This window comes from Niallia sp. FSL M8-0099, from assembly GCF_038006945.1.
Lineage (GTDB): Bacteria > Bacillota > Bacilli > Bacillales > Cytobacillaceae > Niallia > Niallia circulans.
In genome coordinates, this window is record NZ_JBBOWF010000002.1 from 1,227,295 (window position 1) to 1,243,955 (window position 16,661).

At 36.7% G+C, this 16,661-nt stretch carries 16 protein-coding genes; all 16 read right to left on the minus strand.

What is annotated here, in order from left to right:
- Positions 1 to 416 precede the first annotated feature (416 nt).
- Positions 417 to 1,262 carry a M23 family metallopeptidase gene (locus tag NSQ92_RS20595; RefSeq protein WP_047942703.1) on the minus strand — a complete coding sequence of 282 codons (846 nt, stop codon included), beginning with the start codon at positions 1,260 to 1,262 and terminating at the stop codon, positions 417 to 419.
- Positions 1,263 to 1,787: 525 nt separating this feature from the next.
- Positions 1,788 to 2,801 carry a stage II sporulation protein D gene (spoIID, locus tag NSQ92_RS20600; RefSeq protein WP_047945080.1) on the minus strand — a complete coding sequence of 338 codons (1,014 nt, stop codon included), beginning with the start codon at positions 2,799 to 2,801 and terminating at the stop codon, positions 1,788 to 1,790.
- Positions 2,802 to 3,156: 355 nt separating this feature from the next.
- Entirely contained in the window at positions 3,157 to 4,464 is a 1,308-nt protein-coding gene (murA, locus tag NSQ92_RS20605) for a UDP-N-acetylglucosamine 1-carboxyvinyltransferase (RefSeq protein WP_047945079.1), read from the minus strand.
- A gap of 33 nt (positions 4,465 to 4,497) precedes the next feature.
- On the minus strand, positions 4,498 to 5,247 hold the full coding sequence (locus NSQ92_RS20610) for a YwmB family TATA-box binding protein (RefSeq protein ID WP_047945078.1): 750 nt from the start codon (positions 5,245 to 5,247) through the stop codon (positions 4,498 to 4,500).
- A gap of 202 nt (positions 5,248 to 5,449) precedes the next feature.
- A complete protein-coding gene (locus NSQ92_RS20615) occupies positions 5,450 to 5,686 on the minus strand; it encodes a DUF1146 family protein (protein WP_047945077.1) in 237 nt (78 codons plus the stop codon).
- 295 nt (positions 5,687 to 5,981) lie between these two features.
- Positions 5,982 to 6,389 (minus strand): F0F1 ATP synthase subunit epsilon, encoded by a 408-nt coding sequence (locus NSQ92_RS20620; protein WP_047940726.1) that lies wholly within the window; start codon positions 6,387 to 6,389, stop codon positions 5,982 to 5,984.
- Positions 6,390 to 6,409: 20 nt separating this feature from the next.
- Entirely contained in the window at positions 6,410 to 7,825 is a 1,416-nt protein-coding gene (atpD, locus tag NSQ92_RS20625; RefSeq protein WP_047940727.1) for a F0F1 ATP synthase subunit beta, read from the minus strand.
- 72 nt (positions 7,826 to 7,897) lie between these two features.
- Positions 7,898 to 8,758 (minus strand): ATP synthase F1 subunit gamma, encoded by an 861-nt coding sequence (atpG, locus tag NSQ92_RS20630; RefSeq protein ID WP_047940728.1) that lies wholly within the window; start codon positions 8,756 to 8,758, stop codon positions 7,898 to 7,900.
- 33 nt (positions 8,759 to 8,791) lie between these two features.
- Complete coding sequence (gene atpA, locus NSQ92_RS20635; RefSeq protein ID WP_061800830.1) at positions 8,792 to 10,300, minus strand: F0F1 ATP synthase subunit alpha; 1,509 nt, start codon at positions 10,298 to 10,300, stop codon at positions 8,792 to 8,794.
- Between the two features lie 26 nt (positions 10,301 to 10,326).
- On the minus strand, positions 10,327 to 10,863 hold the full coding sequence (locus NSQ92_RS20640; RefSeq protein WP_047940730.1) for a F0F1 ATP synthase subunit delta: 537 nt from the start codon (positions 10,861 to 10,863) through the stop codon (positions 10,327 to 10,329).
- The gene (gene atpF / locus NSQ92_RS20645) at positions 10,860 to 11,378 is read right to left on the minus strand and encodes a F0F1 ATP synthase subunit B (protein ID WP_047940731.1); all 519 of its coding nucleotides are present in this window, start codon (positions 11,376 to 11,378) and stop codon (positions 10,860 to 10,862) included. Before atpF ends, NSQ92_RS20640 begins: the two co-directional genes overlap by 4 nt.
- A 232-nt stretch (positions 11,379 to 11,610) precedes the next feature.
- Positions 11,611 to 11,817: a F0F1 ATP synthase subunit C gene (atpE, locus tag NSQ92_RS20650; RefSeq protein WP_016204791.1), complete on the minus strand. Its 207-nt coding sequence runs from the start codon at positions 11,815 to 11,817 to the stop codon at positions 11,611 to 11,613.
- A 66-nt stretch (positions 11,818 to 11,883) separates the two neighbouring features.
- The gene (atpB, locus tag NSQ92_RS20655; RefSeq protein WP_047940732.1) at positions 11,884 to 12,597 is read right to left on the minus strand and encodes a F0F1 ATP synthase subunit A; all 714 of its coding nucleotides are present in this window, start codon (positions 12,595 to 12,597) and stop codon (positions 11,884 to 11,886) included.
- Between the two features lie 2 nt (positions 12,598 to 12,599).
- Positions 12,600 to 12,995 carry an ATP synthase subunit I gene (locus tag NSQ92_RS20660; protein WP_047940733.1) on the minus strand — a complete coding sequence of 132 codons (396 nt, stop codon included), beginning with the start codon at positions 12,993 to 12,995 and terminating at the stop codon, positions 12,600 to 12,602.
- A 319-nt stretch (positions 12,996 to 13,314) separates the two neighbouring features.
- A complete protein-coding gene (locus NSQ92_RS20665; protein ID WP_251687859.1) occupies positions 13,315 to 15,522 on the minus strand; it encodes a S8 family serine peptidase in 2,208 nt (735 codons plus the stop codon).
- 310 nt (positions 15,523 to 15,832) lie between these two features.
- The gene (gene upp / locus NSQ92_RS20670) at positions 15,833 to 16,462 is read right to left on the minus strand and encodes a uracil phosphoribosyltransferase (RefSeq protein WP_047940735.1); all 630 of its coding nucleotides are present in this window, start codon (positions 16,460 to 16,462) and stop codon (positions 15,833 to 15,835) included.
- Positions 16,463 to 16,661: the final 199 nt, after the last annotated feature.

Sequence of the window (16,661 nt, forward strand, 5' to 3'; positions counted from 1 at the left end):
GAATGATATTTTTAAAAAGAGGAAATTGCCGATGTGTGGTTTTACATCTGTTATTATTAGAAAAATATCTGTTATTTTCATCGTCTAGAGGTTTAATATTTCCCGAGAAATTTGTCATTTTCCGCTCGTAAGTGACTATTATCCATTTATGTCTTCCACTTATAGTTAAATTATACTACTACTTTTCACTTATAAATGTTCTGGAGTTATTAGATGTCTTGCCTTTTAGTGGACTATTCGAGGATATAAAGGGAGATGTCTAGATGAGAATTCTTTGTATTTACGTATTTTCTTCGACATTTCCCATCCATAAAATACTTCTTTCGAGAATACATAAAGGTTGCCATAAAGTAGCTATCACTCGCATAATCTTTATTTTATGCTTTGTAAAAACTACTTATAGCAACCTCTAGTTATTAAGCGTTCGGATCTGTAGTTGTAGACCCTTCTGAATCTTCATCTTGTTTAGCGTCTGTTCCATTTTCTAATTTGTTATCTGTCGGCAATTCTTCATCGGAATTACTTGATTTTTCTACTGCTGAATCATTTCCAGAAGTAGCACCAGAAGTATCATCACTTTGTAAAGCACTTACCGGTTTACCAAAATAATCAATAGGGTTCACAGCTACATTGTCTTTTCTTACTTCAAAGTGGACATGAACTCCTGCTTCTTGATTCAACTTACTTTTTCCAGCAGTTGCTAATGGTTGGCCTTTCTTTACTTCAGCGCCTTCTTCCACTTGGAAATCCTTCACAGATTGATAATATGTTTTAATCCCATTGTCATGATCAATTTCAATTGTATTCCCTAATAGAGAATCTTCCGCAACTTTTGTAACGGTTCCACTTAGAGCTGCTACTACTTCAAATTCGCTATCATCTTCCATTTTTAAGTCAATACCTGTGTTTGGCTGATATTGATTATTATAGAATACTAAAGATTCAGCTTGCTTTTCTTTACTAGCCGTATTATCATAGAACTCTTTTTGTGTAATGAAAGAATCTTCATCGACTACTGGCCATGCAAAGTTCTCAAATTCCTTTGCTACTGGTTCTGCAGGTTCATCTGTTTGTTTTGTTGGCATATCAGCGTTATCATATTTATACTTATCTGTTTCTGATGCGCTATTTTGATACCATAGGACCCCTGTTAGAATAATAGCTGCACTTGCGATATAAATGGCTGGAAATGCCCAACGCTTTTTAAAAAAGCTTTTTACTTTTGACTTTGGAGAAGTACGTTTGTTTTCTTCCTCTCTCATTTTATCATCACCTCAGCAATCATTCTGAACAGATAATGATAAATATATACCTACATGCTAAAAAATTTTTTAGACTTATTTTTCGACAAAGTTCTTGAGTTTATACATAGAAACGAAAATTTTAATTATTAATGGGATGGAGTCACAATAAATAAAGCAAGCCTTCTTGAGGAAGACTTGCTTTTTAGGCTTGTAATTAGTGCTTTGGCTGATTTCACCGCTGCTTTGGCTGATATTTCTCTACTTTGGCTGATTCATCCGCTGCTTTGGCTGATACTTCTTTACTTTGGCTGATTCACCCGCTGTTTTGGCTGATATTTCTCTACTTTGGCTGATTCACCCGCTGCTTTGGCTGATATTTCTCTACTTTGGCTGATTCACCCGCTGCTTTGGCTGATATTTCTCTACTTTAGCTGATTCACCCGCTGCTTTGGCTGATATTTCTCTACTTTGGCTGATTCACCCGCTGCTTTGGCTGATATTTCTCTACTTTGGCTGATTTCACTGCTGCTTTGGCTGATTTCCTTATTTCTGAGCTGTGTATTTCGCTAGCATATCATCAGATGCTGTTACATCTACCCCTTTATAATAGTATTTTACGATTTCTTCATAGTTTTTCCCATTTGCGGCCATTCCGTTTGCCCCATATTGGCTCATGCCGACACCATGACCGTATCCTTTTGTAGCAATATAAACGTTATTTCCCTTTCGTTCCATTGTAAAGTCCGTTGATTTTAAGCTTAACTTTTCTCTAATATCTGTTCCTGATAATTGTTTTCCATTAATCTTGGCACTTGCAATTCGTTTTCCTTTTGTATATTTAACGTCTTCTAATACTTTCCTGTCAGCTGTAAGCTTAACGCCTAAGCTCTTCTCGAAGTCTTTAACAGGCATTGTCACTTCCCCTTTAAACTTTGGCGAATTGACATCCCATGGGCTTTCCACACTTTGTAAATAGGAGATGGAATTAGCCCAGACATCATCTGAATTTTCCGTGTATCCATTGCTTGTGGAGAAAAACGTGGCATCAATAGGAGTACCTTCATACGTTAAAATTTGCCCCTTTGTAGCCGCTACAGCCTCTTCTATTTTAGCCATATTCTTCTTCCAGTCTAACCCATCATTTTCCCAAATTTTCTTTAATTCTTCGCGGTTATTATACACTTGGTAGTTTATTGTATCGCCAACTAATGCTCCCTTTGGAAGATCTGTTTTCTCTTGATGCATCATTCTTTTTACAATATATGTTCTCGCTGTTAAGGCTTGTGCTTTTAATGCTTCTTTTTCAAATTTCGCTGGCATTTCTGATGCAACAACCCCAACTACATATTCTTCTAAGTCTAATTTCTCTACTTCTTGTTTATTTTCACGATATACAGCTACTTCAATAGCAGGCTCTGGCGTTTCTGCAGGTGGTATATTACTCTTTACCTCTTCCTTTTTATCCTGAATAGAGGGCAGAACAAGGATGGTCGGAATAAGTATAGTAATAGCAAACAGAATAACTCCTAGTACGATGAAAGGTTTGATTTTAATCATGAATAAAGCCTCCATAAGATAGAAATAAGACCTTTTTAACTGTCTCTAAAACATTCTTATGGAGATGGACAAGCTTTTATTCCTTCTTTTTTCTAGAGAAATATCCTTAATTTATGGTTCTAAACATATCCGTTTTGCATACTATTTTAGCAATCCTGTGTTTTAAACAACTCCGGTAATCCCCTCTATTATATAACAGATATTAACAGAAGTAGGAACTGAAACACATATAGAAGCCTCTATTGAACTTCTCGGTTATTCTAAGATATTTTTCATATTATGTATAATTTTGCCCATAAAAAAACAAACTTTATCTATCGGAATGAAATCGATAAATAAAGTTTGCCAATTATATTTATGCATTTAAATCTGCAACATAGCTTGCCGTTAACGTTAATTCACTTTCTTCGGTAATTCTTTCAATATCAGCGCCTAACGCAGCTAATTTTTCGTGGAAATTAACATAACCACGATCTAAGTGTTTAAGCTCTGTAACGCGTGTAATACCGTCTGCTACAAGTCCAGACAATATTAAGGCAGCAGCAGCACGTAAATCAGTAGCGGCTACTTCTGCACCTTGCAGATTAGTTGGTCCATTCATAACAACAGAACGACCTTCAATTTTCACATCGCCATTCATACGTCTAAATTCTTCTACATGCATAAAACGGTTTTCAAAAACAGTTTCTGTAATCATACTTGTTCCCTTTGCACGAAGAAGTAATGCCATCATTTGAGATTGCATATCTGTTGGAAATCCTGGATGAGGCATTGTTTTGATATCTACAGCTTTTAAATTTTCTGCACTAATCACACGGATACCGTCTTCTTCTTCTTTGAAAACAACACCCATCTCTTCCATTTTGGCAATCAAGGATGATAAATGTTCTGGAACCGCACCCTGTACAAGGACATTTCCATTAGTAATAGCAGCAGCGATTAAGAATGTCCCTGCTTCAATTCTATCCGGAATAATCGTATGTTCTGTACCATGTAGCACTTCTACACCTTCAATGCGAATAGTTCCTGTACCTGCTCCTCTTACTGTTGCGCCCATTTTATTTAGGAAGTTCGCCAAATCAACAATTTCAGGTTCTTTTGCTACGTTTTCAATAATAGTCGTACCTTCTGCTAAAGAAGCAGCCATCATAATATTTTCCGTCGCACCAACACTTGGGAAATCAAGATAGATTTTCGCACCTTTTAAACGTCCATCTACGGAAGCTTCGATAAATCCATTACCAACCTGAACCTTTGCTCCCATTGCTTCGAAACCTTTTAGATGTTGATCAATTGGTCTTGAACCAATTGCACAACCACCAGGTAATGCTACTCTTGCATGGCCATTTCTTGCTAACAAAGATCCCATTACTAAAACAGATGCGCGCATTTTTCTAACGTACTCAAATGGCGCTTCAACGCTTAAATCATTTGATGCATCTACAGTTACTTCTCCGTTTTCAAAATGTACTTCTGCATTTAAATATCGCAACACTTCATTAATCGTATATACATCTGAAAGAGTCGGAACTGATTTAATTATACTTTTTCCATCACTTGCTAATAATGTAGCGGCGATCACAGGCAAAACGGCATTTTTTGCGCCTTCTACTTTAACCGTTCCATTCAACCTTTTTCCGCCGCGGACGATGATTTTATCCAAAGTCTATTCCCCTCCGCGTCCAATATCTCTATATTAATATTCAATCGTTATGATGGGTGTGCCAACTACGAACGTAGTTTTTCCTCCCATATCTTGTGTTCTTAGTCCTATTTGTACGTTCATTTCCTTTTCGCTATTATCAATTCGTTCTTCAAATATCGGCGTATATGCGGAGGTGGATATAAAATCATCCTCTTCCAACGCCTCTACTTTTTTTGCTTGAAATGCATCTAGCAAATGGTTAACTTTATAAGGCAAAGTCTCATTCATCTTATCACTGAATTCGCCTTTAATACAAGAGAAAATTGTTGGTTTTCCTCGAAATATGTCAGAAATTTTTTTATTAATTTCCATATCTAACCTTTTCATTTCTTTGTTCGCTAACTTCTTTCCTCTCACCTCATACATAATATATGATTGGACGTTATCAGTTGTTAAAGAAGTGGTTAAGATTATACTTTCTTCTATTTGGCCACTGGATTTCAAGACCATCTTTGCTTGCCAGCTCTGATGATTTTTCGTTTCCACCCAATCACCATTTGGGAAAACTCTTTTTAACTCTGACTGATATGCTTTTGCATCTTCAATGCTTGTAACATTTTCCAGCCTTTCTCTTGCATGCAGAGACCATTCATTAATCGTTACATTTTCTTGTTTTTGTAAAATTTCATTTATAGTTATTAAGTCAGACTTCGTTCTCGCGATAGTGATGTTATTCCCAATTGTAAGACAAGCCAAACCAATTAATATTGTTATTATAATTAACGTTTTATTTATCTTCATTGTTATTCCTCCCCCATACTACCATTGTTTCCAAGGAGAAGAATTGCATACTAATGATTAATCGTCACTTTTTGACATGAATAAAACGTTAATCAATGAACAAACTATTTAAGCACACAAAATGAATTTTACTTAAAAAACAAAGGAATGAAAACATGTATGAAGACCTATCTTTGTAATTAATTATTTCTTATTTTGGTAATTACTTCAATATTAATGGCAATTGTTGTGACCAAACTAAATAGTCGAGTAAGAAATTGCTGACAATCGATCCCATTATAATTGCTAATAATACATATAATACTCGTGCTTGAAAAACTCTGTTTTTTCGAAGGAATTTCTCAAAATTTAGTGACTGTAATGCCCACCATGAAAGAGCGATAAAAACGATATGTATCAAAATACTCAGTAACGCCTGTTGTCCAAAAGCTTCTACCATTTTTTCCTCCCATCTATCCCTTCTGTTTCAACTCTTATTTGACGTATTGACTTATAAAAAGGTTTCACTTTGTGTAATTATTTTTTTATTTTTTCCATCCTTAAAATCGTAAATATTTATCCGAAGTAATTATCTCTCTTCCCTACTGATTGTTCGGTACACTTTTAAGCCCCATTCAGAGTGTTTTTCCATTATTTACTTGCCATTATCTATTTAAAAAATAGGAAATCTACTTTGCTGTCTTAATCCTCACTTTAAATCTACCCCACTAAAAAAAGCCCCCTTAGGGACTTTTTTAGTATTTTTTCTCAACAATGGATATACGATTCATTGCACGTTGAAGAGCAAGTTCTGCACGTCTAAAGTCCACATGTTCTGATTTTTGAGCATGTAATCTTTGTTCTGCGCGCTCCTTAGCACGTAAGGCACGATCATAATCAATTTCTTCCGCTAATTCAGCAGATTGAGCAAGTACTGTCACCTGATCTGGGCGAACTTCTAATATTCCACCATTCACCGCTATATATTCAGAATCTGAACCATTTTTCAAATGAACAGCTCCTATTTTAAGTGGAGCAACCATCGGAATATGGCCTGCTAAAATTCCAAGTTCTCCACTTTCTGCTTTTGCGATCACCATTTCTACATCTGATTCATGCACCGGGCCATCAGGAGTTACTACATTGACTTTAATCGTCTTCATTACTACCCCTCCTGATTATTTTATACTTCTACACCCATAGATTTAGCTTTTTCGATTGCTTCTTCAATACGACCAACTAAACGGAATGCATCTTCTGGAAGGTGATCATATTTACCTTCAAGAATATCTTTAAATCCTTTTACCGTTTCTTTTACAGGTACATAAGAACCTTTTTGACCTGTAAATTGTTCGGCAACATGGAAGTTTTGTGATAAGAAGAATTGAATTCTTCTTGCACGGTGAACAACTAATTTATCTTCATCGCTTAGCTCATCCATTCCAAGGATACTGATGATATCTTGAAGCTCTCTATAACGCTGTAATGTAGATTGTACATTTCTCGCTACATTGTAATGCTCTTCTCCAACTATTTCAGGAGAAAGGGCACGAGAAGTAGAAGCAAGTGGATCTACCGCTGGATAAATACCCATCTCTGTTAATTTACGCTCAAGGTTTGTTGTTGCATCCAAGTGAGCAAACGTTGTAGCTGGTGCTGGATCTGTGTAGTCATCCGCTGGTACATAGATTGCTTGGATAGAAGTTACAGAACCTACATTTGTTGATGTGATACGTTCTTGTAATTTACCCATTTCAGTTGCTAATGTCGGCTGGTAACCAACTGCTGACGGCATACGGCCAAGCAGCGCGGAAACCTCAGAACCAGCTTGAGTAAAGCGGAAAATATTATCGATGAAGAAAAGTACGTCTTGTCCTTGTTCATCACGGAAATATTCAGCCATCGTTAAACCTGTTAAGGCAACACGCATACGAGCACCTGGCGGCTCATTCATTTGTCCGAATACCATCGCTGTTTTCTTAATAACGCCTGAATCCGTCATTTCATGGTAAAGGTCATTTCCTTCACGAGTACGTTCCCCAACACCAGCAAAAACAGAAATACCACCATGTTCTTGCGCGATATTGTTGATTAATTCCTGAATTAAAACTGTTTTACCTACACCAGCTCCACCGAATAGACCAATTTTCCCACCTTTAATATATGGCGCTAATAAGTCTACTACTTTAATACCAGTTTCTAAAATTTCTACTTGGGTTGATAATTGCTCAAACTTAGGAGCTTCTCTGTGAATAGAATCACGTCTTGCACTTGCTGGAATTTCTGGATCTAAATCGATTGTTTCTCCTAATACATTAAATACACGACCTAGTGTAACATCCCCAACAGGTACGGAAATAGATTTTCCAGTATCTATTACCTCTGCGCCTCTTGTAACACCATCTGTAGAAGACATCGCAATAGCTCGAACTGTGTTATCACCTAAATGAAGGGCCACTTCAAGGGTTAATTCTATGTTAGAAGAACTACTTGGATCTTGAACAACACGTAATGCGTTGTTAAGGTCAGGTAGACTTCCTCCATCGAACTTCACGTCAACAACTGGTCCCATAACTTGAAGAACTCGTCCTGTGCTCATTAATTTCCCTCCTAAACTTTCTTAAAGCAGGTTCTGCTAAAACGTTAAGTTTAGCAGAACTTATTTGTATCATTATTCTAACGCTGCAGCTCCACCAACGATTTCCGTAATCTCTTGTGTAATCGCTGCTTGTCTTGCACGGTTATACTGTAAACTTAAATTGTCTATTAATTCTTTCGCATTATCAGTAGAATTCTTCATCGCTGTCATACGTGCAGAATGCTCACTTGCTTTACTATCAAGCAGAGCACCATATAATAGACTTTCTGCATACTGTGGTAATAGAACATCGAGAATTTCTTCTGCTGATGGCTCAAATTCATAGGATGTTAATGTTTTATTAGAAGCATCCATTTCCGTTAACGGAAGAACCTTCTTCTCTACCACATCCTGCTGAATAGCACTTACATAATGACTATAGTAAACATAAAGTTCATCAAAAGTACCATCATCATACATACCTACTGCTTTGCTTGTTACATCTCTAATATCTAGGAAATCTGGTAAATCAGGAATACCCACTACATCCAAAATGACATTATGTCCTTGTTTTAATAGAAAGTCTCTCCCGATTCTACCAATCACAATTATGGCATATTCGTCTTTTGATTGATGACGTTCTTTAATTGTTTGATTTAGCTTTCTTAGTACGTTACTGTTGTATGCTCCTGCTAATCCACGTTCAGAAGTAATAACCAGATATCCTGTTTTTTTAACAGGTCGTGTTTGAAGCATTGGATGGCTAACACCTGAGCTGCCTAGAGCCACAGAATGTGTTACTTCTTCCATTTTAGACATATACGGAATAAATGCTTTTACATTAATAACCGCTCTATTCATTTTAGCCGAATACACCATCTGCATGGCTTTCGTAATCTGGCTAGTCTTTTTTGTTGAGTCAATACGAGCTTTTATATCACGTAAAGATGCCAAAGATTCTCACCACCAATCTATAAGTTTGCCTTCTTATTCAGAAGCTACAAACGTTTTTTTGAAATCGTTAATTGCTGCGTTCATATCATCATCAGATGGAAGATCCTTTGTTGTAACAATATGTTCTACCACATTTGTATGATTATGATCTAACCAATTTAAGAATTCTTCTTCGAAACGTTTAATATCCACTACAGGAATATCATCTAAATGACCACGTGTAAGTGCATATAGAATCGCAACTTGTTTTTCTACTTTTAATGGTTTATTAAGATCTTGTTTCAATACTTCTACTGTACGAGCACCACGATTTAATTTATCTTGTGTCGCTTTATCTAAATCAGATCCAAACTGAGCGAATGACTCTAACTCACGGTATGATGCAAGGTCAAGACGTAATGTTCCAGCAACCTTTTTCATCGCTTTGATTTGGGCAGAACCACCAACACGAGAAACAGATAAACCTGCATTGATCGCTGGACGTACGCCAGAGAAGAAGAGATCAGATTGTAAGAAAATTTGTCCATCGGTAATCGAAATTACGTTTGTTGGAATATAAGCAGAAACATCTCCTGCCTGTGTTTCAATAAATGGCAGCGCCGTAATAGATCCTCCACCTTTTGCATCACTCAATTTAGCGGCACGCTCAAGAAGACGTGAATGCAAGTAGAAGACATCCCCTGGATATGCTTCACGACCTGGAGGACGACGAAGTAACAGGGACAGTTCACGATAAGCAGATGCTTGTTTTGTTAAATCATCATATACGATTAAAACGTGTTTACCGTTATACATAAACTCTTCACCCATTGCTACACCTGCATATGGAGCTAGGTATAGAAGTGGTGCTGGTTGAGATGCAGATGCTGTTACAACGATTGTATAATCTAATGCACCATTTTTACGTAATGTTTCTACAGCGTTACGTACTGTTGATTCCTTTTGTCCGATTGCAACATAAATACAAACCATATCTTGGTCTGCTTGGTTAAGAATCGTATCGATCGCTACAGATGTTTTACCTGTCTGACGGTCACCGATGATTAACTCACGTTGTCCACGACCAATCGGCACTAACGCATCAATAGCCTTAATTCCTGTCTGTAGTGGCTCACTTACCGATTTACGATCCATTACACCAGGAGCTAAATATTCAATTGGACGAGTCTTCGTAGTGTTGATTGCACCCAGTCCATCAACTGGTTGACCAAGAGGGTTTACTACGCGTCCAATCAGCGCATCTCCTACTGGAACCTCCATGATTCTTCCCGTACGGCGAACTTCATCACCTTCACGAATATCTGTATAAGGACCAAGGATAATGATACCTACATTGCTTTCTTCTAGGTTTTGAGCTAAGCCCATTACCCCATTAGAAAATTCAACAAGCTCTCCAGCCATACAATTATCCAGGCCATGTACACGAGCAATACCATCACCAATATTAATTACTGTACCAACTTCACTTACTTGAACTTCTGATTGGTAACTTTCAATTTGCTTTTTTATAAGAGCACTGATTTCTTCCGCTTTGATGCTCATGCGTTTCACCCCTATCTAAAGAATTACTATCCTAATAATTGTCGTTGTAGACGGTTCAGCTTCCCTTGAAGACTACCATCATATATTTGATTACCGATTCTTACCTTAATTCCGCCTAATAGGTTAGAATCAATGATATTTTCAATATTTAGCGATATTTTCCCAACTTTTGCAGCGAATGTAGCTGAAATAGCTCTTTTCTCATCGTCTGTTAACGGTTTGATGGAATATACTTTTGCATCTGCAATCCCTTTTGCTTCATTAACTAGTGCAATAAATTGATCACATATACTAGTAATCATCTCTTCTCGATGACGATCAATCAATAGCATTAAAAGGTTTTGAATATACTCACTCGCAGAGGCAAATGCCACTTTCACCATTTCTTTTTTCTTTTCTAATGCAATATTAGGAGATTGTAGAAATGTATGAATATCAGGCGAAGAAGTGACTAATGTCCTTACTACTCGTACTTCTTCATCTAGTTGATCAATCTGTCCGTTTTCTTTGGCGATTTGGAAAAGGGCTAAAGCATAACGCTTTGCAACACCTGTATCCATCATCGTTTCTCGCCTACCTCTTGAATGTAATCATGAATTAACTTTTCTTGATCCTGCTCATTTAATTCTTTTTCGATCACTTTAGAAGCGATTAAAACAGAAAGAGAAGTGACTTGATCGCGAATTGTTGCAACAGCTTTTTCTTTTTGCTGTTCAATTTCTACTAAAGCAGAGTTTTTGATTCGCTCTGCATCTTTTCTGGCATCGTCAATGATAGTTTCTCTTTGAGCATCTGCTTGTTGTTTTGCTCTATCAATTAACTCTTGTGCGTCATTGCGCGCTTCTTTTAATAATACTCTTTGCTCTTCTAATAGTTTGGCAGCTTCTTGTCTGCTTTTCTCTGCATTATCTATTTCATTTGCAACAAATTCCTCACGATCCTTCATCATTTTCATTAAAGGACCCCATGCAAACTTTTTGATTGCCCACAGTAATAATAAGAAAGATAGTAATTGAACGATTACATCACCGCCCGCAAAATTCATTACGGCACCTAATACTAATCCATTTGTGAACACGCTTGATTCACTCCTTTCAGATAGTGTTTGTATCACATACTGGAAACCTTTATTCGCTTATGGAAAAAAGGTGAATATGCTTATTTATAAATTAATAGGAACAATTTTTAAGCTATCATAATACGCTTTTTTGCGTGTTTTTTATGTGAATTGTTGATTTTAAATAAAGGAATGGCGAAGGTTCTTATCGAATGATCTTCGCCATAACTGGAATAAATATATTCGTATTCTATTAAAGAACCATAAACGCGATAACAACCGCCATGATAGGAATCGCCTCTACGAATGCAACCCCGATGAACATTGTTGATTGAAGCATACCTCTTGCTTCTGGCTGACGAGCAATCCCTTCTACTGTACGAGAAACGATTAATCCGTTACCTAAACCTGCACCTAGTGCTGCTAAACCAATTGCAATTGCTGCTGCTAATGAACCCATTATTAAAATCCTCCCTAAATTGTAATTATTATAAAGTTTGTCCATATTCTGAACTGGGTATATATATTAATGGTCTTGACTTACTTTATGAGCCATATAAACCATTGTTAATAAAGTGAAAATAAATGCTTGGATACTTCCGATAAAAATGGAGAATCCCTGCCATACCATTGTTAATGGGAAGGCCGCTACTGTTCCAATATAATTGGCTTTCGCTAAACCATTTACTAGTAAGTTTAGTAGTACCTCACCTGCATAAATGTTTCCGTATAAACGAAGACCCAGTGTGAGTGTGTTAGAAAATTCCTCAACTATTTTCAATGGTAATAAAAATCCTACTGGTTGGACAAACTCTTTAAAGTATCCTTTTGTACCACGCATTTTGACACCGTAGTAATGAGTTAAACCCACAACCATAATTGCTAGTGTTAATGTGACACCTGGATCTGCAGTTGGCGATTTCCACCAAAGCTCATGATGCACTGTAATAGCAAAAGGTAAACCTAACATATTGGAAATAAAGATATACATTAGAAGCGTGATTCCTAAAACATGAAACCTTCCTCCGTCTTTCCAATCCATGTTATTTTTAATAATATTACGGACAAAGTCCATAATCCACTCCATCAAATTTTGTCTGCCTGTCGGCTTCATTTGAAGATTCCGAGTGAGAAAAAATGCGATTAAAAATACAATTATACTTGATACAACAATCATTAAAACATTAGATAGGTTAAAAGTTAATCCTAAAAACACTTTGGTAGGTGCTTCATGATGCAATATTACTCACCTCTTTTCTCACCATTCTTATGTAAAATAAAATAACGCACTAAATAATCTGCCATAATGACAATATAAGCTGTCATCAATCCAATTACAACACTTATTAAGTGAACTTTTTGTGGATATTCTACGGCAATTAAGCAAACTATTACTGCTGTAGCCATTCGGGAAATGGTTCCTAAGCCATAAACCTTCCCTTCCTCTTCAATGGCTTTATCAAAGACCTTTGCTCTTCTAACCAGTAAGGTGAGATTGAATACACTGGCACTTGTCCCGACAAATAGACCAAGAAAAACAGATTGATAGGGGGTGAACGCCCAAGCAAATGCACAAAATGATAAAAAGAAATAAAGGTATTTCTTAACCCTCATATAAATCTCAAACAATTGTTCCAATTCTCTATCCTCCTTATTTTCAGGGCATCACTCTAAACCCGCGAAAATAAAGCGAAGCAGAGAAAAAGCACATTCCTTTTGTATCATTCGGGCATTATACCATATGTTTATCCTTCCTTTTCATCCGATAAACGAAGCGATTATATCGCTTGCCCCTTAACTCTATTAACACTATACTAGTGTTAAAATCTTGATACTCCGCGGGTGAAAACCTATTCATACCCCTTGTAAGCATACAATAGGGTATTGTCAATGTCAATGCATTTAAATACAAAAAAAAAATTCATTGCTCACCATTTAACAATCTCTTTGTTATAGCTTATTTTATTTTTAGAATTTTTTCAAGCATGTCCTCTTTCCCAGTTTTTTTGGCGAATATTTTCATTCGATATGTCCCTGCCTCCTCTACTTTCGTTAAGGCAAATTCACCTTTTAATCGACCTCTTTTCACTTCTTTTTTCCAATCTAGAAACCGGACAAATTGTAATGTATCTTCTCTAAAAAGTGCAATTCCAAATTCCTCGGCGCCAGTTGGCAGATAGGTCTCATACTCATAACAACTTTCTCCATTCTTCTTATGAAAATCGAACCCCATAATTCTTGGATAATCTGGTTCTTCCAATACATATAAATAGGGTAATTCAATTAATTTTCCGCCTGCTCTCACTTTAATTATACCATCTTGCAGTTTCTTATTGAAAAGGTTATCATCAATATTCATTATTATTGGAACATTTTTCTCTTCTCTTGGTTTTAGTGTAAAAGAAAGGGGAAGTTTCCAACTAATCCCGCGCTTTCCTTTAGGAAAATCAAAGGAAATTTTTTCTCTTCTTTTCCCCACATTTTTAATGGTGATATACGCTTTATATTGATTCTTTTCTTTTACTAATTTATATTTTCCGAAACGAATACTTCCTGGCATGATTAAAACATTGGCATTTATGGCTTGGTCAACTTGAATTCGACCCGCCCCTTGCTCGTATACTTTATATGTCACATTTTGTCTATTTTTGACTGACTTTGCGGTATTCATTAAAGCCGCTTTTACTTCTTCTGGTCCCCAGTCAGGATGCACTTCCAACAATAACGCACACGCTCCAGCAACAAAAGGAGCTGCCATACTTGTTCCCTGTAAAGCCATATATCCATCAGGGACTGTGCTATATATCACAACTCCAGGCGCGAGAACATCTGGTTTAATTTCCCATGTACTTGTAACAGGTCCCCGCGAGCTAAAATCTGCCAGTATATCCTTTTCCCACTTCTTTTCGATGGTTACATATATTTTCTTTTTTTGAATAGTCTTCTTTATAAATTCTCCTTCCTCCTTTGTAATTCCTGCTACTGGTAAAGGTACTTCTTTTTCTAGCATTCCTTGAAATGCTCCGGGCAAGTTATTAAATATTAATACGCCCACCGCCCCAGCCTCATAGGCATTCTGCACTTTTTCTGTAAATGTCAATTCTCCTCTTTCTATTAATACTAACTTTCCTTTTACGTTCGTCAGTTGCTGCTTCTTTCCTATCCCACCGCTTGCTAATGGAATAGATGCCATCCCCGTCCATTCCTTACTGTTCTCCATATTTGTTAAGGCAATTTTCTTATCATCTATGGTAAAAAAAGGAGTATGGATATTGGGCGTGGTAGCGCCTACTGAAATAGCCTTAGCTGCGGTTCCTGGAGAACCAACTGTCCATTCAGCCGGACCAGCGTTTCCAGCTGCTGCAACTGCAATTATCCCCTTCTTAACGACTTCGTTTAAAGCAAGACTAATTGGCAAATCAGGGCCGTTCACATCACTGCCTAATGATAAATTGATAATATCAACTTTATCTCTGACAGCTCTATCGATTGCTGCTAATATTTGTTCTGTTGTTCCAGAACCACCTGGACCTAATGCTCTATAGGCATAAATTGTTGCGTTCGGAGCAACTCCTTTGATTTTTCCGTTTGCTGCAATAATTCCAGCAACATGAGTTCCATGAAAAGTATCTTTATTCCCTAACCCTTTTGTTTCCATCGGGTCCTTGTCCTTATCCACGAAATCATAGCCACCCCGATAATTTTTGGCTAAATCAGGATGTTGGTAATCTATCCCTGTATCGATGACCCCTATTTTTATTCCTTTGCCACTAATATGTTCTAATGACTTGCCTAAGTAATTCCTAATTTCATCTGCTCCAATTATTTCAACCGGGTCTTCTGTTTCTGCCATATAAGTCTGAACCTTTGAGACTTGATTCACGCTTTCGCTTTGTTTTAATTTTTCAAGTTCATATACCGGTCCTTCAACAGAAAAACCACTGAATACTTCTGTAAAAATATATCTTCTTTTTAAATCTGGATATCGACTAAGAAGCCGATCGATTTCTTGTTCGGCATAATTCTTCTTTGTATGCACAATAGCAATTTGAACTTCATTGAAATTTTGCGAGGGAAGATTTGGAGTTTTTAAAGATGCTGCCATTGTTAAATGTGATAGTAATAGTGGTATAAAGAGGAGAATTCTGAGTGTTTTTTGTAGCATTATTACCGCCCCCTGCAAATCTTTATGCTTTTTATTTTGACCGCAAGTTGTGTTTTTATGTATTGCCAAAAATACACATCACAATCCGAATGTGACTTTTCTCACAAATATTTATTTCATTATTGTTAAAAGCAAAAAACTCTCTCTAATTTAATAAGGTTATAAAGAAGCAATGCGATTTGCAGTTCTGTTAGCACAAAGGAAGCAGGAAAAGCTTATAATGAAATGATATAAAGTTTCTTTTCCCTAGGAGATGAGCGGAATAAAAAAGGCCCAAAGCTAAGCTGCTTTGGGCCTTTTTGGAACGATATTATTTTGTACCAAACAATCGGTCTCCAGCGTCTCCTAGACCTGGGATAATATAACCTTTTTCATTTAGTTTTTCATCTAATGCCGCAATGTAGATATCTACATCTGGGTGTGCCTCTTTTAACGCCTCCACCCCTTCAGGAGCTGCGATTAAGCACATAAATTTAATATTTTTTCCGCCTCGATTTTTTAAAGAGTGAATTGCTTCAATTGCAGAACCACCAGTAGCAAGCATTGGGTCTACAACAATAAAATCTCTTTCTTCGACATCAGAAGGTAACTTAACATAGTATTCCACTGGCTTTAATGTTTTAGGATCACGATATAATCCAATATGTCCAACTTTCGCAGCAGGAATTAATTTTAGAACCCCGTCTACCATTCCAATACCAGCACGCAGGATAGGAACGATACCAATTTTTTTACCTGAAAGAACTTTTGATTTTGTTCTTGCGACCGGTGTATCAATTTCAATTTCTTCTAATGGCATATCACGAGTAATTTCAAAAGCCATTAAAGTAGCAACTTCGTCTACTAACTCCCTAAATTCCTTCGTACCTGTTTGTTTTTCTCTGATGTATGTAAGTTTATGCTGAATTAATGGGTGATCAAATACATATACTTTTGCCACAACTATTCACTCCGTTCCTTCATTAGTATAAATATCCTCTTTTTTCGACAGGATACTTCGTTAACACACTTCTATTTATTCTACAGAAAAAGTATTACTGAATCAACTGAAATTCTTTTCTAAATTTGAATTTTCTCTGATAGTTTTTCCGAAAACCTAGAAAAAAATCGTTTTAAAAAAAGAGAACAATTGATAAGCC